Source organism: Microbacterium salsuginis (genome assembly GCF_012524205.1).
Lineage (GTDB): Bacteria > Actinomycetota > Actinomycetes > Actinomycetales > Microbacteriaceae > Microbacterium > Microbacterium salsuginis.
In genome coordinates this window covers 489,896-514,355 of the sequence record NZ_JABACI010000001.1, presented here as the reverse complement: position 1 = coordinate 514,355, position 24,460 = coordinate 489,896, and the positions used below count along the sequence as shown (strand labels likewise).

23 protein-coding genes and 2 tRNA genes are annotated in these 24,460 nt (G+C 70.2%); 17 read left to right on the top strand and 8 right to left on the bottom strand.

Annotation, left to right across the window (positions count from 1 at the left end; translation table 11 throughout):
* Positions 1-8: 8 nt before the first annotated feature.
* Both sp36 and HF576_RS02505 read left to right on the top strand, forming a co-directional pair.
* Entirely contained in the window at positions 9-224 is a 216-nt protein-coding gene (sp36, locus tag HF576_RS02510; RefSeq protein ID WP_168911194.1) for a Sp36 family protein, read from the top strand.
* A 5-nt stretch (positions 225-229) separates the two neighbouring features.
* The gene (locus HF576_RS02505; RefSeq protein WP_168911193.1) at positions 230-697 is read left to right on the top strand and encodes a RidA family protein; all 468 of its coding nucleotides are present in this window, start codon (positions 230-232) and stop codon (positions 695-697) included.
* Positions 698-806: 109 nt separating this feature from the next.
* On the opposite strand, the gene acs is transcribed toward HF576_RS02505, so the two are convergent.
* On the bottom strand, positions 807-2,807 hold the full coding sequence (acs, locus tag HF576_RS02500; RefSeq protein WP_168911192.1) for an acetate--CoA ligase: 2,001 nt from the start codon (positions 2,805-2,807) through the stop codon (positions 807-809).
* Between the two features lie 428 nt (positions 2,808-3,235).
* On the opposite strand from acs, the gene HF576_RS02495 reads away from it, so the two are divergent.
* The 9 genes from HF576_RS02495 (at position 3,236) to HF576_RS02455 (ending at position 12,759) form a co-directional block, all read left to right on the top strand.
* On the top strand, positions 3,236-4,387 hold the full coding sequence (locus HF576_RS02495) for a TadA family conjugal transfer-associated ATPase (protein WP_240948618.1): 1,152 nt from the start codon (positions 3,236-3,238) through the stop codon (positions 4,385-4,387).
* On the top strand, positions 4,372-5,421 hold the full coding sequence (locus HF576_RS02490; protein WP_240948617.1) for a type II secretion system F family protein: 1,050 nt from the start codon (positions 4,372-4,374) through the stop codon (positions 5,419-5,421). The genes HF576_RS02495 and HF576_RS02490 overlap by 16 nt, the downstream gene beginning before the upstream one ends.
* Positions 5,422-5,525: 104 nt before the next feature.
* Positions 5,526-5,762 carry a DUF4244 domain-containing protein gene (locus HF576_RS02485; RefSeq protein WP_168911191.1) on the top strand — a complete coding sequence of 79 codons (237 nt, stop codon included), beginning with the start codon at positions 5,526-5,528 and terminating at the stop codon, positions 5,760-5,762.
* Positions 5,759-6,094, top strand: a complete 336-nt coding sequence (locus tag HF576_RS02480; RefSeq protein ID WP_168911190.1) for a TadE family type IV pilus minor pilin — start codon at positions 5,759-5,761, stop codon at positions 6,092-6,094. Before HF576_RS02485 ends, HF576_RS02480 begins: the two co-directional genes overlap by 4 nt.
* Positions 6,094-6,411, top strand: coding sequence for an Rv3654c family TadE-like protein (locus HF576_RS02475; RefSeq protein ID WP_168911189.1), 318 nt, complete (start codon positions 6,094-6,096; stop codon positions 6,409-6,411). The genes HF576_RS02480 and HF576_RS02475 overlap by 1 nt, the downstream gene beginning before the upstream one ends.
* A gap of 69 nt (positions 6,412-6,480) precedes the next feature.
* Positions 6,481-9,219, top strand: coding sequence for a type I DNA topoisomerase (gene topA / locus HF576_RS02470; RefSeq protein WP_168911188.1), 2,739 nt, complete (start codon positions 6,481-6,483; stop codon positions 9,217-9,219).
* Positions 9,216-9,869 carry a dTMP kinase gene (gene tmk, locus HF576_RS02465; RefSeq protein ID WP_168911187.1) on the top strand — a complete coding sequence of 218 codons (654 nt, stop codon included), beginning with the start codon at positions 9,216-9,218 and terminating at the stop codon, positions 9,867-9,869. The genes topA and tmk overlap by 4 nt, the downstream gene beginning before the upstream one ends.
* A 119-nt stretch (positions 9,870-9,988) precedes the next feature.
* Entirely contained in the window at positions 9,989-11,188 is a 1,200-nt protein-coding gene (locus HF576_RS02460) for a DNA polymerase III subunit delta' (RefSeq protein WP_168911186.1), read from the top strand.
* The gene (locus HF576_RS02455) at positions 11,185-12,759 is read left to right on the top strand and encodes an alpha/beta fold hydrolase (RefSeq protein WP_168911185.1); all 1,575 of its coding nucleotides are present in this window, start codon (positions 11,185-11,187) and stop codon (positions 12,757-12,759) included. The genes HF576_RS02460 and HF576_RS02455 overlap by 4 nt, the downstream gene beginning before the upstream one ends.
* 56 nt (positions 12,760-12,815) lie before the next feature.
* Here HF576_RS02455 and HF576_RS02450 read toward each other — a convergent pair whose 3' ends face one another.
* The 3 genes from HF576_RS02450 to HF576_RS02440 all read right to left on the bottom strand — a co-directional run bounded on the left by HF576_RS02450 (position 12,816) and on the right by HF576_RS02440 (position 15,468).
* Positions 12,816-13,475, bottom strand: coding sequence for an ABC transporter permease subunit (locus HF576_RS02450; protein ID WP_168911184.1), 660 nt, complete (start codon positions 13,473-13,475; stop codon positions 12,816-12,818).
* Complete coding sequence (locus HF576_RS02445) at positions 13,468-14,505, bottom strand: methionine ABC transporter ATP-binding protein (RefSeq protein WP_168911183.1); 1,038 nt, start codon at positions 14,503-14,505, stop codon at positions 13,468-13,470. Before HF576_RS02445 ends, HF576_RS02450 begins: the two co-directional genes overlap by 8 nt.
* Positions 14,506-14,580: 75 nt before the next feature.
* On the bottom strand, positions 14,581-15,468 hold the full coding sequence (locus tag HF576_RS02440) for a MetQ/NlpA family ABC transporter substrate-binding protein (RefSeq protein ID WP_168911182.1): 888 nt from the start codon (positions 15,466-15,468) through the stop codon (positions 14,581-14,583).
* Between the two features lie 260 nt (positions 15,469-15,728).
* Here HF576_RS02440 and HF576_RS02435 point away from each other — a divergent pair.
* Positions 15,729-15,801, top strand: a tRNA-Thr gene (locus HF576_RS02435).
* Positions 15,802-15,878: 77 nt separating this feature from the next.
* A complete protein-coding gene (locus HF576_RS02430) occupies positions 15,879-16,277 on the top strand; it encodes a hypothetical protein (RefSeq protein ID WP_168911181.1) in 399 nt (132 codons plus the stop codon).
* Positions 16,278-16,301: 24 nt separating this feature from the next.
* Here the strand turns inward: HF576_RS02430 and HF576_RS02425 are convergent, their stop codons facing one another.
* Complete coding sequence (locus HF576_RS02425) at positions 16,302-17,276, bottom strand: EamA family transporter (protein WP_168911180.1); 975 nt, start codon at positions 17,274-17,276, stop codon at positions 16,302-16,304.
* Positions 17,277-17,331: 55 nt separating this feature from the next.
* Here HF576_RS02425 and HF576_RS02420 point away from each other — a divergent pair, with 55 nt between their 5' ends.
* Genes HF576_RS02420 through HF576_RS02405 form a run of 4 tightly spaced genes read left to right on the top strand, consistent with a single transcriptional unit; the run spans position 17,332 to position 21,383 of the window.
* Entirely contained in the window at positions 17,332-19,644 is a 2,313-nt protein-coding gene (locus HF576_RS02420; RefSeq protein ID WP_168911179.1) for an MMPL family transporter, read from the top strand.
* Positions 19,641-20,243 (top strand): isochorismatase family protein, encoded by a 603-nt coding sequence (locus HF576_RS02415; RefSeq protein WP_168911178.1) that lies wholly within the window; start codon positions 19,641-19,643, stop codon positions 20,241-20,243. The genes HF576_RS02420 and HF576_RS02415 overlap by 4 nt, the downstream gene beginning before the upstream one ends.
* Entirely contained in the window at positions 20,240-20,896 is a 657-nt protein-coding gene (locus tag HF576_RS02410) for a DNA alkylation repair protein (RefSeq protein WP_168911177.1), read from the top strand. The genes HF576_RS02415 and HF576_RS02410 overlap by 4 nt, the downstream gene beginning before the upstream one ends.
* A 19-nt stretch (positions 20,897-20,915) precedes the next feature.
* Positions 20,916-21,383 carry a GNAT family N-acetyltransferase gene (locus tag HF576_RS02405; protein WP_168911176.1) on the top strand — a complete coding sequence of 156 codons (468 nt, stop codon included), beginning with the start codon at positions 20,916-20,918 and terminating at the stop codon, positions 21,381-21,383.
* Between the two features lie 145 nt (positions 21,384-21,528).
* Here the strand turns inward: HF576_RS02405 and HF576_RS02400 are convergent.
* From HF576_RS02400 to HF576_RS02390, 3 genes are all read right to left on the bottom strand, one after another.
* Positions 21,529-21,601 (bottom strand) — tRNA-Lys (locus HF576_RS02400).
* Between the two features lie 120 nt (positions 21,602-21,721).
* Positions 21,722-23,314, bottom strand: coding sequence for a serine/threonine-protein kinase (locus HF576_RS02395; RefSeq protein WP_168911175.1), 1,593 nt, complete (start codon positions 23,312-23,314; stop codon positions 21,722-21,724).
* 198 nt (positions 23,315-23,512) lie between these two features.
* Complete coding sequence (locus HF576_RS02390; protein WP_168911174.1) at positions 23,513-24,196, bottom strand: fasciclin domain-containing protein; 684 nt, start codon at positions 24,194-24,196, stop codon at positions 23,513-23,515.
* Positions 24,197-24,460 lie beyond the last annotated feature (264 nt).

The following is a 24,460-nucleotide window of genomic DNA, read 5'->3' as shown; positions in this document are numbered from 1 at the left end:
GAGTCTCGATGACGACGTGGGAGTACCTCACCACGCCCCTGCTGATCCACAACACCGCCGCGATCCTCAACAACTGGGGCAAGCAGGGGTGGGAGCTCGTTCAGGTGGTTCCCGGTCCCGAAGGCGGGCTGGTCGCGTACTTCAAGCGGCCGTCCGGTGGCGGGCAGGCGAACGCGGGACTGGATGCCGCGGCCCAGGCCGCTCAGCAGTTCGGCGAGGGCTGACCCCCATGACTGTGACTGAGCGACTGGCCGAACTCGGCATCCGTCTTCCCGAAGTCGTGCCGCCCGTCGCCGCCTACGTGCCGGCGAAGGCGCACGGCGACCTCGTCTACACCGCCGGACAGCTGCCGATGGTCTCCGGCGCGCTGCCGGCGACCGGCAAGGTGGGCGACGGCGAGGGACTGGTGCCCGCAAGCGACGCCAAGGACTACGCGCGCCAGTGCGCGCTCAACGCGATCGCCGCGGCCGCAGCCGCAGCCGGCGGGGTGGACCGGCTCACCGGTGTGCTGAAGGTGACCGGGTTCGTGGCATCCGTACCCGAATTCACCGGGCAGCCCGGCGTGATCAACGGCGCGAGCGACGTGCTCGGCGAGATCTTCGGCGACGTGGGCCGGCACGCCCGGTCCGCTGTCGGCGTGCCGGTGCTGCCGCTGGACGCCCCGGTCGAGGTCGAGGTCGTCTTCACCACCTCCTGACACCACCGGTCGTTGAGCGGCGAGCGCAGCGACGCGACGAAACGCCCTGGACCTGCGGGTGAGGTTCGGGGCGTTTCGTCTCGCGTCGCTCGCTCAACGAGCGATCGGCCTACTTGACCTGTGCCGAGATGACGCTCATGACGGCCGTGTCGGCGAGCGTCGTCGTATCGCCGACCTCGCGGCCCTCGGCGACATCCCGCAGCAGACGGCGCATGATCTTGCCGGAGCGCGTCTTGGGCAGCTCGCCGACGATGTAGACGTCGCGGGGGCGGGCGATCGGGCCGATCTGCTCGCCGACCCACAGTCGCAGCGTGTTGGAGAGACCTTCCGCGGAGTTCTCGTTCAGATACGACTGCTTGATGATGACGAAGGCGACGACGGCCTGACCGGTCGTCTCATCGGATGCGCCGACCACGGCGGCCTCAGCGGTGGCTTCGTGAGCGACGAGCGCCGACTCGATCTCGGTCGTCGACAGCCGGTGCCCCGACACGTTCATCACGTCGTCGACCCGGCCGAGGAACCACACATCGCCGTCGTCGTCGAGGCGGGCACCGTCACCGGCGAAGTAGTAGCCCTGCGCGCGGAACTTGTCCCAGTAGGTCTCGACGAAACGGTCGGGGTCGCCCCAGATGCCGCGCAGCATCGACGGCCACGGCTCGGTGACGACCAGAAGACCGCCGTTGCCGCTGCCGACGTGCGTGCCGTCCTCGTCGACGACGTCGATCGAGATACCCGGAAGCGGCACCTGCGCCGAGCCCGGCTTGGTCTCGGTGACTCCCGGCAGCGCCGACACCATGATCGCGCCCGTCTCGGTCTGCCACCACGTGTCGACGATCGGAGCCGTCTTGCCGCCGATCACCTTGCGGTACCACATCCACGCCTCGGGGTTGATGGGCTCGCCCACCGACCCGAGCAGCCGCAGCGACGACAGATCGAACTGCTTCGGCACCGAGCGGCCGATCTTCATGAAGGATCGGATGGCCGTGGGCGCGGTGTAGAGGATGGTGACGCCGTACTTCTGCACGATCTCCCACCAGCGTCCCGGGTGCGGCGTGTCGGGCGTGCCCTCGTAGAGCACCTGCGTGGCGCCGTTGGCGAGAGGGCCGTACGTGACGTAGGTGTGGCCGGTGATCCAGCCGATGTCGGCGGTGCACCAGTACACGTCGGTCTCGGGGTGGATGTCGTGCACGATCTTGTTCGTGAACGCCGACTGGGTCAGATAGCCGCCGGAGGTGTGCAGGATGCCCTTGGGTTTTCCGGTCGTGCCGGACGTGTAGAGGATGAACAGCGGGTTCTCGGCGGGGAAGGCCTTCGCCGCGTGATCCGCGGACGCCTGCGGCACCACGTCGTGCCACCAGATGTCGCGGCCGTCGGTCCACTCGACCTCGTTCTCGCCGCGCTTGACGACGAGCACGTGCTCGACGGTCTCCTGCACTCCGGAGCCGTTGCGGTCGCTCAGGGCCATGTCGACGGCGGGCTTGAGCGGCGACACCTTGCCCTTGCGGTAGCCGCCGTCGGCCGTGATGACGAGCTTCGCCCCGGCGTCGTCGATGCGCGCGCGCAGGCTGTCGGCCGAGAACCCGCCGAAGACGACGGAGTGGATCGCGCCGATCCGCACGACCGCGAGCATGGCGGCGACGGCCTCGGGGATCATCGGCATGTAGATCGCGACGCGGTCGCCCTCGCCGATACCCAGCCCCTGCAGGACGTTCGCGAGCCGCTTGACCTCGTCGGTCAGCTCGGCATACGTCACGCGGCGCTCGTCGCCGGGTTCACCCTCCCACAGCAACGCGACGCGGTCGCCGTTGCCGGCCTCGACATGCCGGTCCAGGCAGTTGTACGCGACGTTCAGCTCGCCGTCGGCAAACCACTGCGCGAACGGCGGGTTCGACCAGTCCAGCACCTCGGTGAACGGCTTGTGCCAGTGCAGCGCGCGAGCCTGCTCGGCCCAGAAGGCTTCGCGATCAGCGGATGCCTCGGCATAGAGCTCCTCCGTGGCGATGGCGTTCGCGGCGAACTCGGGCGGCGGTGCGAAACGACGGTCCTCGTTCAGGAGGTGGTCGATCTGGCTGCGCGGTGTCTGATTGCTGGTGGGGGTCTGGTCGCTCATCTGAGCGCGCTCCTTTGCGGGCTGGCGGAGGGCCGGAGGGTGGCCGGCGAGTCTGTCACGAAATGTACCTACGGCGCCGAAGGCTCACTACCCCCGATAGTAGGTGGCGCCGTGTTGTTCGACTCGAGCGATATATCAGTGAGAATCCTCTCCTTTTCGCTCATTTTTGTTTTGGGAGGGATCCTTCCTCGCATATGCTGTCCCCCGGCCGAACATTCGATTCTGGCATTGCGGCACCCGACATCACCCCCCGACATCGGGTTCCGCGCACGGCGGCATCCCATTCCCCCCATGGGATGCCGCCTTCCTTTTGTGGGAGCGGTCCCGAGTTACTCAGAGGCTCCTCCACAGGGGCACCTGCGAGGCGTTCATCCACGGATCGCGCCGGCAGCACGTCGCGCCTCGCGCCGCGCTCTTAGCGTCGGAGCATGTCCGCACCATTCGTCGTCCAGCCCCGTCCGGATGCGGTCGCGCGGACAGATGCCCGGCATCCGGTTCCGCCCGGGGTCCGCCGAGCCACCGCGCCGCCGCCCGACATCCCGCTTCCGGCGCGCCTGCCGACGGCGTGGCTCCCGGAGCAGCGGGAGCCCGATGCTCGCCCGAGCCGGACGGCGGTACCGGCTGCCGACGCGCCGGCGCCCCGGCATCCGGTGCTCGTTCCGCTCGCGCCATACCTGGAAGACGGCGGGGTCACGGACCTGTTCATCAACGGATCGGCCGGACTCTTCGTCGATCGCGGCTCAGGAGCGAAGGCGGCTCCGGAGTGGCGTGCGACGGAGGACGACGTGCGTGACCTCGCAGTGGCGCTCATCGGGGCGGGCGGACGCCACATCGACGACGCGTCGCCGTGCGTCGACGTCCGGCTGGAGGGCGGGATCAGGGTGCACGCCGTGCTCCCGCCGATCGCGGCGGGCGGCACGGCCATCTCGATACGCGTTCCGCGGCTGAGCGACGCGGGGCTCGGTGACCTGCAGACGAACGGCATGTTCGACGATGCCGTTCGCGAGGTCCTCGACGACGCGATCGCGCGCCGTTCCAATCTGCTCGTATCCGGCGCCGCCGGGGCGGGCAAGACGACGCTGCTGGCCGCGATGCTGGGCGAGGCGCCCCGGCATGAGCGCATCGTGACGATCGAGGACGTCGCGGAGCTGCGGATCGATCACCCGCACCACGTGCGGCTGGAGGCGCGTCAGCCGAACCTCGAGGGGGCCGGCGGCGTCGGTCTCGCGCGGCTCGTGCGGGAAGCCCTGCGAATGCGTCCGGATCGGCTCGTGGTCGGGGAGTGCCGTGGCGAGGAGGTGCGCGAGCTGCTCTCGGCCCTGAACACCGGGCACGACGGCGGAGCCGGCACGGTCCACGCCAACGGGCTCGGCGACGTGCCGGCTCGTCTGGAGGCACTGGGTTCGCTCGCGGGACTCGACGACTTCGCGCTCGCACGACAGGTCGCCAGCGCGATCGATCTCGTCCTGCATGTCGAGCGGCGGCCCGACGGCTCGCGCCGGATCGCCGGCATCGGAACGCCGGTCGTCGACGAGCGCGGCCGGCTTGCCATCGAGGAGCGGCCATGCGACGGGCCGTGACGGGCAGGGCGCCGGGGAGCCCGACGGCAGCGGGGAACTCCGCGGCGGAGAGTTCCCCGGCCGAGACCGTGCTGCGGCTCGCGGTGCTGCTGCAGGCGGGTGTCGCACCGGCGCGGGCGTGGGCTCATCTCGCGGACGCCGGCGATGCGAGCGCGAAGCGCGTCGGCCAGGCGATGGCGAATGGGATGCCGCTGGCGGCGGCGATCGCCGCCGCCGCGGACCCTGGAGTTGTGGCCGCTCGTGCACCGGCGGTGCCCGGCGGTGCGGTGCCGAGCCGGACCGTGCCGGGGAAGCACTCGTTCCCGCTCCGACGCCTGCTCTCGCGTCGGCGGCGTCCAGAGGCACGGGACGACGCCGAGGCGTGGCGTGACATCGCAGCGGCATGGCGCGTGGCGACGACAGTCGGTGCCCCGCTCGCCGAGAGCCTGCGCGGGCTCGCGTCGGCGCTGCGCGACGCTCGGGAGGCCGCGGACGACGTCCGGGTGGCGCTTGCCGAGCCCGCTGCGACCGCCCGCCTGATGGGTTGGCTGCCACTCGTGGCGGTCGGCCTCGGTGCCGTCCTGGGCTTCGACACATTCGGCGTACTGCTCGGCCAGCCGCTCGGGATCGCCTGCCTGCTCACCGGGGCGGTCCTGATCGTCGCCGCGCAGCGCTGGAGCTCGAGCCTGGTCCGCCGCGCTCGCGCCGACGGGGCGGTACCCGGATTGGAGGCCGAGCTGCTTGCGATCGCCCTGAGCGGCGGCGTCTCGATCGACCGCGCGACGAGCATCGTGCGGCAGGCGGGCGTCGTCGGAGACGGCGGCGCGGATGTGCTCGCCCTGTCGCGCTCCGCCGGCATTCCCGCTGTCGAACTGCTGCGAGCGTCAGCCGCGCACGCCCGGCATCGCGCACGGGTCGACGGCAGGCTTCGCGCCGCGCGGCTGTCGACACGGCTGCTGCTGCCGCTCGGCGTGTGCACCCTGCCCGCGTTCCTGCTGCTGGGCGTCGCACCGATGCTCCTCAGCGTGATGTCGGCCGTACCTCTCTCTATATGAGGCGGCCACGCACCAGGCTCCGCCGGGTCCACAGCCGGCGCCCGAATCCACGGCGGACACGCCTCCGCCGCGCCGCACGTGCCCCTGATCCGAATGGAGATCCCATGTCACACCCTGTCCGCACTCCCTCCCTCCCGCGCCTCACGCGTCGTCGCGCGGCCAGGCTGTTCGCCGCGCCCCGCACCGGCGGGCCCGACGACACCGGCGCGGCCACCGCCGAGTACGCGATCGCGACGATGGCCGCGGTGGCCTTTGCAGGCTTGCTGGTCGTCATCATGCGGTCCGATGAGGTTCGTGGCATCCTCACCGATCTGGTGCGTCGCGCGCTCACGGTGGCATGACTCGGCCGCGGCTGGGCGGCGACCGCGGGTCGGTCGTCGCCGAGTTCGCGGTCGCCCTGCCCGCGGTCGTGCTCGTGCTCGTGGTGGGCATCGGTGCCCTTGCGGCCGGATCGCGGCACGTGCGCCTGCAGGACGCGGTGGCGGATGCCGCGCGCCTGAGTGCGCGCGGCGAACCGGCCGGGCGGGTGCACGCAGCTGTGTCGGCAGCCGTCCCCGGAGCCACGGTCGAGATCGCCGAGCGCGGCGATCTCGTCTGCGTGACAGCATCCACTCCCTCGCTGCTGGGAATGCGCATCACGGCTGACGGGTGCGCGCTCGCCGGAGGCCTGTGATGGCAGGCGTCCTCGCCGCGGTCGGGCTCGTCGCCGGCGTCGCCGTGCTGACCGTGGGACTCTCCGCGGCCGGCTCGGCCGCCGTGGTCGGCCAGCGCCTGGCCTCGGCCGCCGACGCCGCGGCGCTCGCCGCCGCTGACGCGGCATCGGGAGCCTCGACGGGGTCGCCCTGCGAGCGTGCGGGGGAGCTGGCGGGAACGTTCGGCGCCCGCATCGCGTTGTGCGAGGTGGAGGGGCTCATCGCCACGATCACGGTCGTCACCCGACTCGGCCCGATCGAGGCGACGGCGTCGGCGCGGGCCGGACCGCCGTCGTGAACGGAGCCTCACAGCGACCACACCGACGACCGACGTGTATGGTTTGCGTCGAAGAAAGGACGCCCCCACGTGTCAAAGGCAGCGTCACAAGGCAAGAAGCTCGTCATCGTCGAGTCCCCGACCAAGATGAGGTCGATCCAGGGCTATCTCGGCGATGGCTACGAGGTGCTCAGCTCGGTCGGCCACATCCGCGACCTCGCGGACAAGCGCGATATCCCGGCCGACAAGAAGCAGGCCTACGGGAAGTACTCGATCGACATCGAGAACGGCTTCGACCCCTACTACGTCGAGAGCGAGCGCGGCAAGAAGACCGTCGCCGAACTCAAGCGCGCCCTCAAGGGCGCGGACGAACTCCTGCTCGCGACGGATGAGGACCGCGAGGGCGAGGCCATCGCGTGGCACCTTCTCCAGACGTTGAAGCCCAAGGTCCCCGTCAAGCGCATGGTGTTCCACGAGATCACCAAGGACGCCATCCGCGCCGCCGTCGACAACACGCGCGAGCTCGACCTCGCTCTCGTCGACGCGCAGGAGACCCGCCGCATCCTCGACCGGCTCTACGGCTGGGATGTGAGCCCCGTGCTGTGGTTCAAGGTGCAGCAGGGCACGTCGGCCGGTCGCGTGCAGTCCGCGGCCACCCGGCTCGTGGTCGATCGTGAGCGCGAGCGCATGGCTTTCGTCTCGGCGTCGTACTGGGACATCGAGGCGCTCGCCGCCCCGAACCGGCCGCAGGGCATCGACGAGGCCTTTGCCACGCGCCTCGCCAGAGTCGACGGTGCAGCGCTGGCCAGGGGCACGGACTTCGACGACCGCGGTGAGCTGAAGAAGGCCGTGCTCGTTCTCGACGAGGCCCAGGTGCGCGAACTCGCGACCGCCATCGAGGCTGCGGGCGAGGCATCCGTCTCGGCTCTCGAATCCAAGCCGGGCACGCGCAGCCCCAAGCCCCCGTTCACGACGTCCACGCTCCAGCAGGAGGCCGGACGCAAGCTCTCGATGAGCGCGAAGCACGCCATGAGCGTCGCCCAGCGGCTCTACGAGAAGGGCTTCATCACGTATATGCGCACCGACTCGACGGCGCTGAGCACGCAGGCCGTGCACGCGGCGCGCGAGCAGGCCGTGGCGATGTACGGCGACAAGGCGGTGCCGCCGAACCCCCGCACGTACCGCAACAACAGCAAGAACGCGCAGGAGGCGCACGAGGCGATCCGGCCGTCGGGCGAGACCTTCCGCACTCCGGCCGACGTGTCGAACGAACTCGACCGCGACGAGCTGCGCCTGTACGACCTCATCTGGAAGCGCACGATGGCCAGCCAGATGTCGGACGCCAAGTACGAGACGACCACCGTGACCCTCGCGGTGAACGCGGGCGGCCGCCGCGTCGAGTTCACGGCATCCGGAACCGTCTACACGTTCAAGGGCTTCCTCGAGGCGTACGAAGAGGGCCGGGACGAGAAGCGCGGCGACTCCGACAAGGCGGACGACCAGTCGCTGCCGACGATGGCGGTCGGCGACGTGCTGCGCCTGAAGGACATCGAGCCGAAGGGCCACTCGACGAGCCCCAAGCCGCGTTACACCGAGGCGAGCCTGGTCAAGGCGCTCGAGGAGAAGGGCATCGGCCGTCCGTCGACGTTCGCGAGCATCATCGACGTGATCCTCAACCGCGGGTACGTCACGAAGCGAGGCCAGGCGCTCATCCCGAGCTGGCTGGCGTTCAGCGTCGTGCGACTGCTCGAGCAGCACTTCGCCGACCTCGTCGACTACGACTTCACCGCCGCTCTCGAGGACGACCTCGACGCGATCGCCCGCGGCGAGCAGAAGCGCGAGGACTGGCTCAAGGAGTTCTACTTCGGCTCCGACCAGCAGGTGGGCCTGCGCAACATCGTCGACAACCTCGGCGAGATCGACGCGCGGGCGCTGAACTCCACCCCGATCGGCGACGTCGCGACGCTGCGCTTCGGCAAGTACGGGCCCTACCTCGAGGTGGCCGACAAGGAGAATCCGGATGCCGAGCCCCGGCGCGTCAACATCCCCGAGGACCTCGCTCCCGATGAGCTGACCCCCGAGCGCGCGCAGGAGCTCATCGACGCGCCCGTCGCGGGCGACCGGGTGCTGGGCGAGAACCCGGCCAACGGCAAGCTCGTGGTCGTCAAGGACGGCCGCTTTGGACCGTACGTGCAGGAGACCGATCCGCCCGCGGAAGAAGCGGTCGACGAGGCCACCGGCGAGGTCGTGCCTGTGGAGCCCGAGCCCGAGGCCGCCGCGCCGAAGAAGCGCGCCGCGAAGAAGGCCCCCGCCGCGCCGAAGCCCCGCACCGCGTCGCTGTTCAAGTCGATGTCGGTCGACACCCTCGACCTCGAGACGGCGCTGCGCCTGCTCGACCTTCCGCGAGTCGTGGGCACTGACCCCGAGACCGGCGCCGAGATCACGGCGCAGAACGGCCGCTACGGTCCCTACCTCAAGAAGGGCACGGACTCGCGCACGCTGCAGAGCGAGCAGCAGATCTTCGACATCACGCTCGAGGAGGCGCTCGCCATCTACGCGCAGCCCAAGTACGGGGCGCGCGGCGCGAGCTCGGCGCTGAAGGAGTTCGAGAACGACCCGACCAGCGGCAAGCCGATCAAGCTGAAGGACGGCCGCTTCGGCCCGTACGTGACCGACGGCGAGACCAACGCCACGATCCCGCGCGGCGAAGAGGCGACCGAGATCACCTTCGAACGGGCCGTGCAGCTGCTGGCCGACAAGCGTGCGAAGGGACCGGCCAAGCGTCCCGCGCGCAAGACCGCGACCCGCAAGCCCGCGGCGAAGAAGTGACCGGGACCGCCCCACCATCCGATCGACCCGGTCGGGGCATCTTCGTCACGTTCGAGGGCGGTGACGGCGTCGGCAAGACGACACAGGCGAGCCTGCTCGAGGCGTGGCTGACGGATGCCGGACGCACGGTCGTGCGCACGCGCGAACCGGGCGGCACCGAAGTGGGCGTGCTCATCCGCGACATCGTGCTGCACCACCGCGGCGAGGTGTCGCCGCGCGCCGAGGCCCTCTTGTACGCGGCCGACCGCGCGCACCACATCGAGACGGTCGTGCGTCCCGCGCTCGCGCGCGGCGACGTCGTGATCCAGGACCGTTACCTCGACTCGTCGGTGGCGTATCAGGGTGCGGGGCGCGTGCTGGGCCGGGACGAGGTCCGCCAGCTGTCGCTGTGGGCGACTGAGGGGCTGCTTCCCGATCTGACGGTGCTGCTCGACCTCGACCCGGTGACCGCCCGCGCGCGCCTCGACGCCGACGACAAGCCGTTCGACCGGCTCGAGGCCGAGAAGGAGTCGTTCCACGCGCGCGTGCGTGAGGAGTTCCTGGCCCTCGCCGCGGCCGAGCCGGCGCGGTTCCTCGTCCTCGACGCGGCGCAGCCTCCCACCGAGCTCGCCGCCGCCGTGCGGGATCGCGTCGCGGCGCTGCTCGCCTGAGCTCCCGCGTCACGCACGCGCCGAATCCTCGGCGTGCCCGGTCCTGGGGGAGCGGGAGGGCGCGGATGGGGGACGCCGGCGTGACGCAGGCGTCTGGGGCCGCGGTTAGGCTGGGCGGCATGGATCCGGTCGCGGCTGTCGCTCAGGCCTCGGGCGCGGCGATCGACGCCGGCGCCCTGCCGTGGGGTGCCGTGTGGGGGCAGGACGAGGCGGTCGCGACGCTGCGGGATGCGGCATCCGACCCGGCATCGCTCACTCACGCGTGGCTCATCACCGGCCCGCCCGGCTCTGGTCGCTCCACGCTCGCTTACGCCTTCGCTGCAGCGCTCATCGCCGACCCGGCCGACGGCGCCGGCGCGACGCAGACCATGCGTCAAGTGCTCGCCGGCACGCACCCCGACCTGACGGCGCTGCGCACGGAGGGCGTGATCATCTCGATCAAGGACGCCCGCGCCCTCGTCGAGCGGTCGTATTTCTCGCCCTCGCTGGGCCGGTACCGCGTGATCGTCATGGAAGACGCCGACCGCATGGCCGAGCGCACGTCGAACGTTCTGCTCAAGGCGCTCGAAGAGCCGCCGGAGCGCACCGTATGGGTGCTGTGCGCCCCGAGTGACGCCGACCTGCTGCCCACGATCCGCTCGCGGGTGCGCACGCTGCGCCTGCGCGAGCCCGACGTCGACGACGTCGCGAGCCTGATCGTGCAGCGCACCGGGGCCGACCCCGCGGTCGCCGAGCAGTCCGCCCGCCACGCGCAGCGTCACATCGGCATGGCGCAGAGACTCGCGACGGATGCCGCGGCCCGCGCCCGCCGCGACGCGACGCTGCGTGCTGTGCTCGGGGTGCGCGGCGTCGGCGACGCTGTCGAAGTCGCGGGCGCGATCGTGGCGGCGGCGACCGAAGACGCCAAGGCCCTGACCGCCGAACGCGACGAGGCCGAGCGATCGAGCCTGCTCCACACGCTCGGGATCGCCGAGGGGGCCGCCGTGCCGCCTGCGGTGCGCTCGCAGCTCTCGGCGCTCGAGGACGAGCAGAAGCGCCGCGCCACACGGAGCCTGCGCGACGGCATCGACCGCGTGCTCACGGATCTCGAATCGATGTTCCGCGACGTCCTCATGCTGCAGTTCGGTCGCGACGACACGATCATCAACCGAGAGCTCGAGGCCGACCTGCGCGCACTCGCGTCCGCGTGGAGCCCCGAGCGCACGCTCACCGTCGTGGACCGCATCGGCGAGACGCGCGAGAACGTCGAACTCAATGCCGCGCCCATCCTCGCGCTCGAGAGCATGCTCATCACCGTCGCCAGCGGAAGGACCCCGTGAACCCGACCCGTCCTCGCCGAAACACCCGTGCCCGCCGATTCGGGCGGCTCGGCGCCCTCATCGCGGGCCTCGCCGCGGCATCCCTCGTCCTCAGCGGGTGCCTGTACACGTTGATTCCCGAGTCATCGCCGCGGCCGACGAGCAGCAAATCCCCGCAGACCGACGGCGTGGCCGCCGAGCTGCTGCCCTTCTACGAGCAGCGCCTGGACTGGACCGAGTGCGGCGGCTTCGAATGCACGACGGTGGCGGCACCCCTCGACTGGGCCGACCCCGGGGCCGGCGAGATCGAGCTCTCTGTCATCCGCAGCCGCGCCGAGGGGACGGGTGAGCCGATCGGCTCGCTCCTCACCAACCCGGGCGGACCCGGCGCGAGCGGCGTCGGGTTGATCCGCGACTCGCTGTCGTTCGCCGTCGGCGATGCCGTGCGCGAGCGCTTCGACGTCATCGGGTTCGACCCCCGCGGTGTCGGCGAGTCCTCGGCCGTGCACTGCTACGAAGCGCCCGACATGGATGCGTATCTGTTCGACATTCCCGAAGGCGAGCGGGGGTCGGATGCCTGGACGGATGAGCTGCTCGACCGTCACGCCGACTTCGCCGAGACCTGTGACGCGGGAAGCGACGGGATCCTGCCGTACATCACGACGGAGAACGCGGCGCGCGACATGGACCTGCTGCGGGCCGTCCTGGGCGACTCGCAGCTGAACTACCTCGGCTATTCGTATGGCACTTTCCTCGGGGCGACGTACGCGAAGCTGTACCCGGAGCGGGTCGGCCGCCTCGTGCTCGACGGCGCGATCGACCCTTCGGTGCCCGGACTCGACGTCGGCATCACGCAGGGCATCGGCTTCGAATCTGCGCTGCGCGCCTACATGGCGTCCTGCCTGGAGGACGACGAATGTCCGTTCCGCGGATCGGTCGACGACGCGATGGCCGACCTCGGCACGCTGCTTGCTGCGGTGGACCGTGATCCCATCGAGAACGCCGACGGTCGCATGCTCGGCGCTGATTCGCTCATGACCGCGATCATCTCGGCCCTGTACTCGCAGGACAGCTGGAGCTACTTGACCGCCGCGCTCACCGATGTGCTCGCCGGCGACCCGGCCGTGGCGTTCCAGCTCGCCGACTTCTACTACAACCGTCAGGACGGCGTCTACCTCGACAACTCCACCGAGGCGTTCCGCGCGTACAACTGCATGGACTACCCGCTGGATTCGACACCCGAGGAGGAGGCCGCGGCCGAGGCGCTGCTGGCCGCCGAGGCGCCGACGGTCGCGCCGTACTGGATCGGGCCCGATCCGTGCGAGGTATGGCCGTACCCGGCGACCGGCGTGCGCGAGCCCATCGCGGCCGAGGGTGCGGCGCCGATCGTCGTGGTCGGCACCACCAACGATCCCGCCACGCCGTACGAGTGGTCGGTGTCGCTCGCGGAGCAGCTCGCGTCGGGCGTCCTCGTGACGCGCGTCGGCGAGGGACACACCGGTTACAACAAGGGCAACGCGTGCGTCGACGGTGCCGTCGAGTCCTACCTCATCGACGGCACCGTGCCCGAGGACGGCCTGCGCTGCGAGTAGGCATGACGGAGGCGAGGGCGGATGCCGCGGCATCCGCCCTCGCCTCCGTCACATGATCAGCGGCGCAGCACGCGACGCGCGAGGGCGTTGCCCAGGAACTGCACGGCCTGCACGAGCACGATGATGACGAGCACCGCGGCCCACGTGACCCACGGGTTGAACTGTTTGAACCCGTAGACGATCGCGAACTCGCCGAGGCCGCCGGCCGCGACGGCACCGGCGATCGCGGTCATGTCGACCAGCGCGACCACGATGAACGTGTAGCCGAGGATCAGCGGGCCGAGGGCCTCGCGGGGGAGCAGCCGGAAGAGGATGCGGCTGCGGCTCGCGCCGGTCGCGCGTGCGGCCTCGATGACGCCCGGTCGCACGGTCAGCAGATTCTGCTCGACGATGCGGCTGATGGCGAACAGCGAGGCGATGGTGATGGCGAAGATTCCGAACTCCGGGCCGATTCCGGGGATGCCGAGAGCACGCGCGAGCGGCTGGACCGCTGCGAGCAGGATCACGAAAGGGATCGGGCGGAAGAAGTTGACGACCACGTTCAGCGCGGCGAACAGCACCCGGTTCGGGAAGAGACTGCCGGCGCGCGTGGCGTAGAGCGCGAGCCCGACCAGGAGGCCTGCGAGACCGCCGAGGAGAAGGCTGAACGACACGACGTACAACGTCTCGGCCGTGGCCGCCCACAGCTCCGGCAGCAGGTCGACGAGCCTATCCACGGATGTCCTCCTCGCTCAGGGGCGCGAACGCCGAGGCCGCCTCGATCGCCCGCTGGACGGCATCCGCGTCTCCGGTCAGGGCCAGCGTCAGATGCCCGAAGACCCTCCCGCGGATGTCGTTGATCCCGCCGTGGATCAGCTCGAACCGCGCGCCGTGCGACGAGAGGGCGGCGAAGATGTCGCTCTGCGTGACGTCGCCGTCCCTGACGGTGAAGGTGACGATCCGGCCCGGGTGCCGGTCATGCAGCGTGCGCAGCTGTTCGCCGGCCGGCACGTCCTCGATGATGCTCGCGACGAAACGGCGGGTGGCGGCGTGCTGCGGGGTCGACAGCACGTCGAACACCTCGCCGCTCTCGATGATGCGGCCGTTCTCCATCACGACGACCCGGTCGGCGAGGGTGCGGATGACGTCCATCTCGTGCGTGATGACGAGGATCGTGATGCCCAGCTCCTGGTTGACGCGCTTCAGGAGGGTCAGCACCTCCTGCGTCGTATCGGGATCCAGTGCGCTCGTGGCCTCGTCCGCCAGCAGGATGCGAGGGCTCGTCGCGAGTGCTCGCGCGATGCCGACGCGCTGCTTCTGGCCGCCGGACAGCTGTTCGGGGTAGCTGCGCGCCTTGTCGGCGAGACCGACGAAGCGCAGCAGTTCGTCGACGCGCGCCGCGATCTCGGCTCGAGGGTGCCCGGCGACCTCGAGCGGGTAGGCGACGTTCCCGGCGACCGTGCGTGAGTCGAACAGGTTGAACTGCTGGAAGATCATGCCGATGTCGCTGCGCAGCGTCCTCAGCTCCCGCTCGCGCAGCCGGGTGATGTCGACGCCGTCGATCTCGACGGTGCCCGCCGTCGGCGACTCGAGGGCGTTGACCAGGCGCAGGACGGTGCTCTTGCCCGCGCCGGAGTAGCCGACGACGCCGCAGACCTCGCCGGCCTCGACCGACAGCGACACGTCGTCGACGGCGATCACGGGGTCGGCGCCCTTCGCGGGCGGGGGATAGGCCTTGCTGACGCCGGTGAGGCGGATGAGGCTCATGCTGCTGCTCCTCGGCAGGACGCGCGTGTGCGGCCCGCTCGCGAGAATCGCCGATCGGGCCGCACACGGATGGGATCACTGGTGGTCGCGCGTGGCTTCCTCGACCTCGGCGAGCGAAGTGACGAGATCTTCGACCGGAGTCTGGACGAGAACGGCGGTCCCCCCGGATGCCTCGACCACGCCATCGAGGATCTCCTGGGTCTCCTGGTAGATCTCGACGAGCTTGAGGTAGGTGGGGTTGTCGGCGTCCTCGGCCTTCGCGGCGAAGATGTTGATGTACGGGATCGCCGCCGGGTCGGCGGGGTCGTCCTGCGCGATCGCGTCGTCGGCGGTCAGCCCGGCGTCCGCGAGGAAGTCGTTGTTGACGATCGCGGCCGCGACATCGGGCAGCGACGTCGCGGTGAACGAGGCCTCGAGAGCCTCGACCTTCACCTTCGACTCCGGCAGCACGTCGGCCACCGTGGAGAAGATCGAGCCGCCGTCCGCCAGTTCGATGAGACCCGCCGACTGCAGCACGAGGAGCCCGCGCGCCTGGTTGGACTCGTCGTTGGGCACGGCGACGGTCGAGCCCTCGGGGATGTCGTCGACCGACTCGTACTGCGTCGAGTAGAGGCCGAGCGGATAGATGGCCGTGGAGCCGATGGGCTGCAGGTCGTCGTCGCTCTGGACGTTGTACGTCGCCAGGTAGATGACGTGCTGGAACTGGTTGAGGTCGAGCTCGCCGGCCGCGAGGGCGGGGTTCGGCTGCGTGTACTCGGTGAAGTTCACGATCTCGACCTCGATGCCTTCGTCGGCGGCCGTCTCGGTGAAGGTCTCCCAGTACGCGTCGCCCGAGTTGACGACGCCGATGCGCACGACCTCGCCGGGTTCCGAACCCGCTTCTGCGCTGCCGCCGGCGCACCCGGCGAGCAGGAGGGCGAGGGGGAGGGCGAGTGCTGCGGCGGATACGAACTTCTTGGACATGTCTGCTCCTGTGGATCGATGGCCCGGCGACGATGGGCGGTCGACCGCCGGCGCGATCCTCGGACCGCGCTCGCTGCATCGCGGACCGGATACGAACCTATGACCGCCGGCGAGCGGCTCCGAATTCGCACGTAACACGTCGACACCGAGTGCCGTCGCCGCAGAGACGGCGTCCGCCGTCGTGCGCTGGTCTGTTGCGGTTCGCGAGCGCCTTCCCGAGCCTGTAAGATCGTTGATCGTGCATCGCGCAAGCGAAGCGCGCCACCTTAGCTCAGTCGGCAGAGCGATTCACTCGTAATGAATAGGTCAAGGGTTCGATTCCCTTAGGTGGCTCTGAACCGGAAGCGGCCGCGCAGTTCTCAGGGACGGCAGCGTGGCCGTTTTCCGTATCGCAAGGACGGTGGTGACCAGTGCCGGAGCACGCGATCGACGCCATCGCCGAGATCTTCTCGTGGGTCGGCTTCGGCGTGGGCGCTCTCGTCGCCGGCATCGCCCTGGTCATGTACCTGCTCGACGGCACGTGGGTTCCCACGCGCGCCGTGGTGGAGGACGCCGAGCATGGCCACATCGTGCGCTGGTTCGATGAGGACGGCGGAGTCAACGAGTCGGCCCTCACACACGAGCAGGAGCTTGCGATCGGCGAGAAGGACATGGCAGATGTCTTCTACCGGCGCGGAGCCCGCAACCGCATGCGTCTGACCCAGGGCTCGCCTGCAGTCCGGGCGGTGGCGCTGCTCGCCGGTGGGCTCATCGCTGTCGGCGCACTCTCGCTCGCCGTGTCTCTCGTCCTGCTCTTCCTGCGCGGCTGAGCCGGGGCTCCCTGGCTCCCTGGATCACGCGAGCGCGAGCATCCCGCCTGCCACGAGAGCGAGCCCCAGGCCCGCCCACTGCACGCGCGCGACGCGCTCGCGCAGAACGATGGCCGCCAGGATGATCGTCCCTGCCGGGTACAGGGCTGTCAGCGCCGACACGATCGACAGGTCGCCCGCCCGCAGCGCGACCAGCATGAGGGCGTTCGCCGCGGCATCCGTCACTCCGCATACGATCGCGAGCCACCACGCCTGCCGCGTGCTGACGCGGGGGGCGGATGCCGCGCTCCCGGCTCCCGCCAGATCTTCGACGTGGTCGAGATCCGCGTGGCCGCTCGGCGTCGCACCGAGGCGGGGCCCGGCGACGTCGAACACCGACCGGGCGGGAGTGCCGCGTCGCAGGGCGGCGAGGATCAGAATCCCGACCACGATCGCGGTGACGAGACTGCTCGTCGCTCGGCTCGTCACGAGCGGAATGAGGCCGCTGCCCTCGCTCGTCTGGTCGATCACGATGAGGAAGGCGCCGATCGCGACGCCGGCGCCGACCGCCATCACGACACCCCTGAGCCGCGGCCGGACGACGGCTTCGCCCGGCAGGAAGCCGACGAGCACGACCGCCACCAGCGCCACGCCGAGGCCGGCGTAGCCGATCGGCGCGAGGGTGTCCCCGTTGACCAGAAGCCCCCACAGCATCGGGGCGATCGCCGAGACGACGGCCGTCAACGGCGAGAGGATGCTCATCGGCCCGATCGCGAGGCACGCGTAGAGCAGCGCCACGGCCACCACGCCGATCACGCCCGCCAGCGCGCCCCATGCCACGTCCTGCGCGGTCCAGACGCCGCCGAGGAGCGGCTGCGTCACCGCGAGCGCGACGAGGCCCGACAGGGCGGACACCGCGGTCACGACGATCGAGCGCAGGCGCGTGGCGGCACGCCCGCCGAAGAAGTCGGCAGAGCCGTAGACGAGGGCGCCGAGGAGCGCGAGAGCCGCGGAGATCATCGTGCGTCAGCCTAGGGTGTCGTCGCGACAGGCTATCGCTAGATAAGCTAGCAATATGACATCGCCTCACCATGCCCGCCGTGGGCCCTCCCGATGGCTCCGGATCGGCATCCCCGTGCTCCTGGTTCTGGTCTGGCTGACGGTGGGTTCGATCGGTGGGCCGTACTTCGGCAAGGTCGACGAGGTCTCGACGAACGACCGCTCATCGTTCCTTCCCGAGAATGCCGACGCGACGCGCGCGGGCGAGCGGCTCGCCGATTTCCAGGGCGAAGAGAGCATTCCCGCCGTCATCGTCGTGACCGGCGACGGCGAACTGTCGGAGTCCGACGTTGCCGAGGTGCAGGCGCTCGCCGACGACATCGCCGAGCTCGACGGGGTTCAAGACGACGTGTCGCCCCCGGTCCCGTCGGAGGACGGCGAGGGGCTGCAGCTGTTCGTCCCGATCGACTCGTCGGCGGACGTCGGCGAGGTGATCGCTGCGATGCGAGCCCTCGTCGCCGAAGACCTGGAGCAGGGGCTCGAGGGGTGGGTGACCGGCCCGGCAGGTTTCACCGCCGACCTCGTCGAGGGGTTCCTCGGCATCGACGGGCTTCTGCTGGCCGTCGCGCTCATCGCGGTGTTCGTGATCCTCGTGATCGTCTACCGGTCGCCGCTGCTGCCGGTGCTGGTGCTCACGACATCGGTCTTCGCGCTGTGCGTCGCCCTGCTCACGGTGTGGTGGCTCGCGAAGGCCGGCATCGTCGTGCTCAACGGGCAGGTGCAGGGCATCCTCTTCATCCTGGTGATCGGCGCCGCGACCGACTACGCCCTGCTGTACGTGGCGCGGTTCCGCGAGGCGATCGCGGCGGGTGCGCAGCGGTGGGATGCCGTCACCCAGGCGTGGCGCGGCGCCTTCGAGCCGATCCTCGCATCCGGCGGCACCGTGATCGCCGGCCTGCTGTGCCTGCTGCTGTCCGATCTCGCGACCAATCGCGCCCTCGGACCCATCGCGTCCATCGGCATCGCGTTCTCGGTGCTGTCGGCGTTGACGTTCCTGCCCGCTCTGCTGGCGCTGTGCGGGCGCGCCGCCTTCTGGCCGTTCATCCCCAAGGCGCCGATGGCGACGATCCCCGATGATCTGACGCAGCCGGTCACCGGCGTCTGGCCGCGAGTGGCCCGGCTGGTCGCCCGTCGTGCGCGCACCGTGTGGATCGTCTGCACCGTGGTGCTGCTCGCCGGCGCGGTCGGCGTCACGCAGCTCAACGCCGACGGCGTGCCCACGAGCGAGCTCGTGCTCGGAGCATCCGAGGCCCGTGAGGGCCAGGAGGTGCTCGCGGAGCACTTCCCCGCCGGCTCGGGGTCTCCCGTCTACGTCATCGTGCCCGAGGACGATCTGGCGGCGGCGGCCGAAGTGCTGATCGAGGCAGACGGCGTCGAGTCGGTGGCCGTCGCGTCGGCGGACTCGCCGACCGGCCAGGCGACGGTCGAACTCGACGGCGGCGAGCCCGTGCTCACGGCCCTCGGTCCGCCGGGAACCCCGGCACCGGAGCCCACCGTCGCGGACGGCGACGTGCTCGTGATCGGGACGCTGACGGATGCCGCCGACTCCGTCGCCGCCGAAGACACGGTTCGGGCACTGCGGGCCGAACTCGACGAGACACTGGGCGCCGGTGCTGCGATCGTCGGGGGCGAGACGGCGACCGACATCGACACGAACGACACCTCGACGCGCGATCGCACCGTGATCATCCCCGTGATCCTCGTCGTCATCCTGCTGATCCTGATGGTGCTGCTGCGGTCGATCGTCGCGCCGGTGCTCCTCATCGCGACGGTCATCCTGTCGTTCGGCACCGCGCTGGGTGTGAGCGCGATCGTCTTCAACGAGGTGTTCGGCTTTCCCGGTGCCGATCCCGCCGTTCCGCTGTACGGCTTCGTCTTCCTCGTCGCACTGGGTGTGGATTACAACATCTTCCTCATGTCGCGTGTGCGGGAGGAGTCGCTCGTCCACGGGACGCGGCGCGGCATTCTGCGGGGTCTCGTCGCGACCGGCGGCGTCATCACCTCCGCGGGACTGGTGCTCGCGGCCACGTTCGCGGCTCTCGGCGTCATCCCGATCCTGTTCCTCGCGCAGATCGCGTTCATCGTGGCGTTCGGGGTGCTGCTCGACACGTTCGTCGTGCGCTCCCTTCTCGTCCCGGCGCTTTCGTACGACATCGGACGGGCGATCTGGTGGCCGTCGAAGCTGTGGCGTCGGGACGGCCCGGCGAGCGCCCCCGGCTCCCCGGTTCCCGAACGCATCGCAGCGGCAGGCGCAACCTCCTCCGAACTCGTCGCCGATGACGGTCACCCCCTCACACGCGAGGAGTACCGGCGTACGCTCGAATCATGAGCAAGGCACTGTTCATCGTCGACGTGCAGAACGATTTCACCGAGCGCGGCGCGCTGGGCGTCGAGGGCGGTGATGCGGTCGCCGAGCGCATCACCGCGTACCTCCAGGCACACGCTGACGAATACGAGATCATCGTCGCCTCGCGGGACTGGCATGACGGCGATAACGACAACGGCGGTCACTTCGCCACCGGCGAGCCCGACTTCGTCGACACCTGGCCGCCGCACTGCGTCGGCGGCAGCTACGGCGCCGAGTACGACGACGTGTTCGACACTTCCGCCGTCACGCATCACCTCAAGAAGGGCCAGGGCAAGCCCGCATACTCGCTGTTCGAGGGCACCGCCGACGACGGCACGACCGCGCTGCAGCTCCTCGAACAGCACGGCATCCTCGACATCGACATCGTCGGCCTCGCCACCGACTACTGCGTCCGCGCCTCCGCGCTGGACGCGATCGGCGCGGGCCGCCACGTCCGGGTTCTCACCGACCTCGTCGCCGGAGTACATGCGGACTCCAGCGAGAAGGCGCTCGCCGAGATCGCACATGCCGGCGCGGTACTCGTCGAATCGGGCGACGCATCCCAGCGGCACGGCGAGTGAGCGACGCGACGGCCGAGAGCATCCGCGCGGCGCTCGAGGCAGAGGCATCCGCCGACGAACGCGTCAAGATCCAGCGGCGCATGACCGACACACGCACCGAGGTCATCGGCGTACGCATGGGAACGGTCTTCGATATCGCGAGAACGAACTTGCGGATGCCGCTGGCCGAGGTCGACCGGCTGCTCGACTCTGACGCGTACGAGATGCGAATGGCCGCCGTTTCGATCCTGGACTTCAAGGCCAGAGCCAAGGACGCCGACCGCAAAGCGCTCTATGAGCTCTGGATGCGCCGGCTCGACCGCCTCGACACGTGGGACTACATCGATCGGGCGGCGCCTCGGGTCGTCGGCTGGTACCTGCTCGACAAGCCGCGGGACGTGCTTTTCGACCTCGCGCGTTCGCCTGACCGCTGGCATCGGCGCCTCGCCGTCACCGCCGCCTTCTGGATCATCCGCTCGGGCGATCTGGACGATGCACTTGCGTTGTGCGAAATCCTCGCCGACGACCCCGAGCACCTGGTGCAGACGAACGTTGGCGTGGCCTTGCGCGAGATCGGCCGGGTCGACCAGCACAGGCTCGAGCAGTTCCTGGCGAGACGGGGCGCGGACCTCGGCGCGCACGCGCGGCGTACTGCCCGCAGCGCGCTGAGGTGACGCGCTAGCCTCGGGAGGCATGACGCAGATCCGCCCGCTGACAGCTGCCGACCACGACGCCTGGCTTCCGCTGTGGCGCGGCTACCTCGAGTTCTACGAGGCAGACCTCTCTGCTGAGCAGACGGCGCTCACGTGGAGCAGGCTCGTCGACCCCGACTTCCCGATGTGGGGTGCGATCGCGACGAATGACGCCCGTGCGGATGGGGCTGCCCGCGGTGCCGGACTCGTCCACTGGCTCACGCACCCGGCGACATGGTCGCATGGCCCCTACTGCTACCTCGAGGATCTTTTCGTGGCCCCGGACACGCGCGGTTCCGGCGCCGGGCGGGCGCTCATCGCCCACGTGACCGACTGGGCCCGCGAGAACGGCGGCGCGAAGGTGTACTGGCTGACGCACGAGACGAACACCACTGCGCGTGCGCTCTACGACCGCGTGGCGAAGAACACCGGATTCGTCCACTACGAGATCGGGCTCGAAGCGTCCTGACTCGCGCGGTGGGTGCTCGCTGCGCCACGTCGTCGTCGTCACGGAGTCTCAGCCAGACCGACGGCCCGCCGCGAAGAGTGCGGGGAGGAGGATGTCGAGCGTGCGGGCGAATTGACGAGGCGGCGGCCCCGACGACGCACTTGGGTGGGCCCCGTGGGGCTCGAACCCACGACCCGCGGATTAAAAGTCCGATGCTCTACCGACTGAGCTAGAGGCCCTCATGGTCTAGCCTACCGGGCGCGGTGAGTCGCGGTTCTACGCTGGCTTCCCGCGGTGGCCGCGATCTCCGCGGTTGTCCTCGCCGCCATTTCCCTGGTTGCCGCCGCCCCCGCGGTGACTCACCCCGCGGGCGACGTCTCGGTCGGGTTCGGAGCCGTACTGGGGGCTGGGGATTCACCGGGGCCGTTTCCGTTGCCGGGCTCGGTCTCGGTGTCCGTCTCCGTCTCAGACCCATCGGTCTCGGTCTGGGTGCCGTTGCCCTGGGTGCCGTTGCCCTGGTTGCCGGTTCCGTTGCCGTTCCCCTGGTTGCCCGTTCCGTTGCCGTTCCCCTGGTTGCCGTTCCCGGTGTCGCCGTTCCCCTGGTCGCCGTTTCCGCTGTTCCCGTCATCGCCGCCGCTGTCCTCTTGCTCCACCGGGGGCGGCGGAGCCTGCTGGGTGGGCGTCTGGCTCGGCTGCTGCTGCGTGGGCTCGACGACGGGTGCAGACGGCCCCGGGTCGGGAGTGCCGGCCGACAGGTTCATGGCCCACACCAACCCCGCGATCGCGACGATCATCACCGCTGCGGCGACGAGACCGGCGATGAGTCTTCGCCGGCCGCGCGCGGTGTCACGCTCCCGCGGCTCGGGCGGCGCCCCGGTTCCGGTTCCTACCGAGGGCGGAGCGGATGTCTCCAGCGGGGGTGGCGGCTCCTCCACGACGGGGACGATCGCGGTCGGTTTGGTCGACGGGCTCGGTGCATCATCCTCCTGCCCCACGACTGCGCCCTCCATGGCGCCCCCGGCCGCGCCAGCCGCTGCGACGGGCGGGAGGGCCGACGTCGGGAGGGGAGCGGCCTGCGTCGGCAGGTCGACCGACGCGACGGCGGACGCGGCGGCGAGACGTGCCGCCGACGTGGCGACCTCCAAGGCAGTGGGGCGGTCGTCGGGGCGGGTGGCCGTCATTCCCCGAAGAAGACCTTGCCACTCCGGGCTCAGCGAGTCGGGGATCTCGGGGGACGTGATCAGTCGCGCCACCAGCGCGCCGATGCCCTCGGCGCCCTCATATGGACGCGTTCCCGTCAAAGCCTCGATGAGCATGAGACCGAAGGCGTAGACGTCCGACGGGGGAGCCGGCGCAGCACCCTGCGCCTGCTCGGGGGCGATGTACGCCGGCGTGCCCACGACCATGCCCGGCGTCGTCACGCGGGTCGTGTCGAGGAGGAATGCGATGCCGAAGTCGGCGAGCTTGGCCCGCCATGTCGGTCCTGGTAGCGGGGACGGACCGAGCAGCACGTTGGACGGCTTGATGTCCCGATGGACGATCCCCGCCGAGTGGGCGACGTGCAGAGCCTCTGCGATGTCGACCGCGATGGTGGCCACGTCACATTCGTCGATGGGTCCTTGGCGGATGCGGTCGCGCAGGGTATCGCCCTGGACGCATTCCATCACGATGTAGCTGCCGGCCGACTCCGAGATGCGGGCGTCGAACACGGTCACGATCGAGTGGTGGTTGAGTGAGGCGAGGAGACGGGTCTCGGCTTGTGCGCGCTCGAGGACCTCCGGTGCATCGATCGCGCCACGCAGCACCTTGATCGCCACCGTGCGATTCAGGTGCGTGTCGAGGGCACGGTACACGCGCGCCATCCCGCCCTCGCCGATGCGATGCTCGAGCCGATACCGGCCGTCGAGCAGCTCGCCCGTCGAGATGTCTCCCGCCTCGCGCAGGTCTGTCATGGTCCTCCCCGTCGGAGCGCCGTTAAAGGGGGGCGGGGCGCTCCGAGCTTCTTTGAACCTAGGTGGCGGTCCGCGAGGCTGACACGCCCTTGACGCCGCGCACGATCAGTGCAAAGGGAGGCACGACGAAGCCGCCGGCACCAACTCGCAGGTGCCGGCGGCTGCGCCGCTCCCATCGCCGGCAGCGCCGGCAGGTGGTCACTGAGCCGGAGGCATCAGGACCGAGTCGATCAGGTACACCGTGGCGTTGGCGGTCTGCACGCCGCCGCAGATGACGTTGGCGTCGTTGACCATCAGCGCGTCGCCGCTTCCGGTGACCTCGACGTCGGCGCCCTGTACCGTCGTGTGGGTGCCGGCGATGTCGTCGGGCGCGACCTGCCCCGGAACGACGTGGTACGTCAGGATCGTCGTGAGCGTGGCCGAGTCGGTCTTCAGCGCCTCGATCGTGGCGGGATCGATCTTCGCGAACGCGTCGTCGACGGGCGCGAAGACGGTGAACTCGTCACCGTTGAGCGTGTCGACGAGGTCGACCTCGGGGTTCAGCTGTCCGCTGACAGCGGCGACCAGTGTCGTGAGGATCGGGTTGTTGGATGCTGCGACCGCGACCGGCTCGGTCGACATGCCTTCGATCGATCCCGCGCCGTCCGGGACGGCCTCCGCGTAGCCCGCGCAGCCGGGGCCGACGAGGTTGGCGGCAGGATCCATGGCCGTGGGCTCCTCGGCTTCTTCCGTTTCCATAGGTGCGGCCGAGGGCTCGTCCGACGGCTCGGCGGTCGAGCCCCCCATGGAACAGGCGGACAGCGCGAAGGTGGCTGCGACGGCGAGGGCGAGACCGGCCGAGACACGCGTGCGGCGTGAAGCGAACGTGCGAGTGAGTGACATGACTTCCTCCTCTGTGAGGTCCGTGCGGACCGTGATGTGCAGGTCCCGCATCGCGGGAGCCGGCCGCAGGAGCGGCTGTACTGGGGTGTTCGGAGGCGCGCGGGAATCGGATGGGAACCGGATGCCGCTCCCCGAGGACCGGCATCCGCTGGTCTGTTCACTCGGGCCGGCGACGCAATCCGATTCCGCCTCCAGCGCGAACGACCGGCGATGCTTCGGGAGCCAACGGGCGACGCGAACGACCCGCCGGGGCTGGTCGCGAAC

Bases quoted from the DNA above. Each gene is read 5' to 3' on its own strand.
- sp36 (WP_168911194.1), top strand. From the start codon at position 9: ATGACGACGTGGGAGTACCTCACCACGCCCCTGCTGATCCACAACACC.
- HF576_RS02505 (WP_168911193.1), top strand. From the start codon at position 230: ATGACTGTGACTGAGCGACTGGCCGAACTCGGCATCCGTCTTCCCGAA.
- acs (WP_168911192.1), bottom strand. From the start codon at position 2,807: ATGAGCGACCAGACCCCCACCAGCAATCAGACACCGCGCAGCCAGATC.
- HF576_RS02495 (WP_240948618.1), top strand. From the start codon at position 3,236: ATGTCCGCACCATTCGTCGTCCAGCCCCGTCCGGATGCGGTCGCGCGG.
- HF576_RS02490 (WP_240948617.1), top strand. From the start codon at position 4,372: ATGCGACGGGCCGTGACGGGCAGGGCGCCGGGGAGCCCGACGGCAGCG.
- HF576_RS02485 (WP_168911191.1), top strand. From the start codon at position 5,526: ATGTCACACCCTGTCCGCACTCCCTCCCTCCCGCGCCTCACGCGTCGT.
- HF576_RS02480 (WP_168911190.1), top strand. From the start codon at position 5,759: ATGACTCGGCCGCGGCTGGGCGGCGACCGCGGGTCGGTCGTCGCCGAG.
- HF576_RS02475 (WP_168911189.1), top strand. From the start codon at position 6,094: ATGGCAGGCGTCCTCGCCGCGGTCGGGCTCGTCGCCGGCGTCGCCGTG.
- HF576_RS02460 (WP_168911186.1), top strand. From the start codon at position 9,989: ATGGATCCGGTCGCGGCTGTCGCTCAGGCCTCGGGCGCGGCGATCGAC.
- HF576_RS02445 (WP_168911183.1), bottom strand. From the start codon at position 14,505: ATGAGCCTCATCCGCCTCACCGGCGTCAGCAAGGCCTATCCCCCGCCC.
- HF576_RS02440 (WP_168911182.1), bottom strand. From the start codon at position 15,468: ATGTCCAAGAAGTTCGTATCCGCCGCAGCACTCGCCCTCCCCCTCGCC.
- HF576_RS02425 (WP_168911180.1), bottom strand. From the start codon at position 17,276: ATGATCTCCGCGGCTCTCGCGCTCCTCGGCGCCCTCGTCTACGGCTCT.
- HF576_RS02420 (WP_168911179.1), top strand. From the start codon at position 17,332: ATGACATCGCCTCACCATGCCCGCCGTGGGCCCTCCCGATGGCTCCGG.
- HF576_RS02415 (WP_168911178.1), top strand. From the start codon at position 19,641: ATGAGCAAGGCACTGTTCATCGTCGACGTGCAGAACGATTTCACCGAG.
- HF576_RS02405 (WP_168911176.1), top strand. From the start codon at position 20,916: ATGACGCAGATCCGCCCGCTGACAGCTGCCGACCACGACGCCTGGCTT.
- HF576_RS02395 (WP_168911175.1), bottom strand. From the start codon at position 23,314: ATGACAGACCTGCGCGAGGCGGGAGACATCTCGACGGGCGAGCTGCTC.
- HF576_RS02390 (WP_168911174.1), bottom strand. From the start codon at position 24,196: ATGTCACTCACTCGCACGTTCGCTTCACGCCGCACGCGTGTCTCGGCC.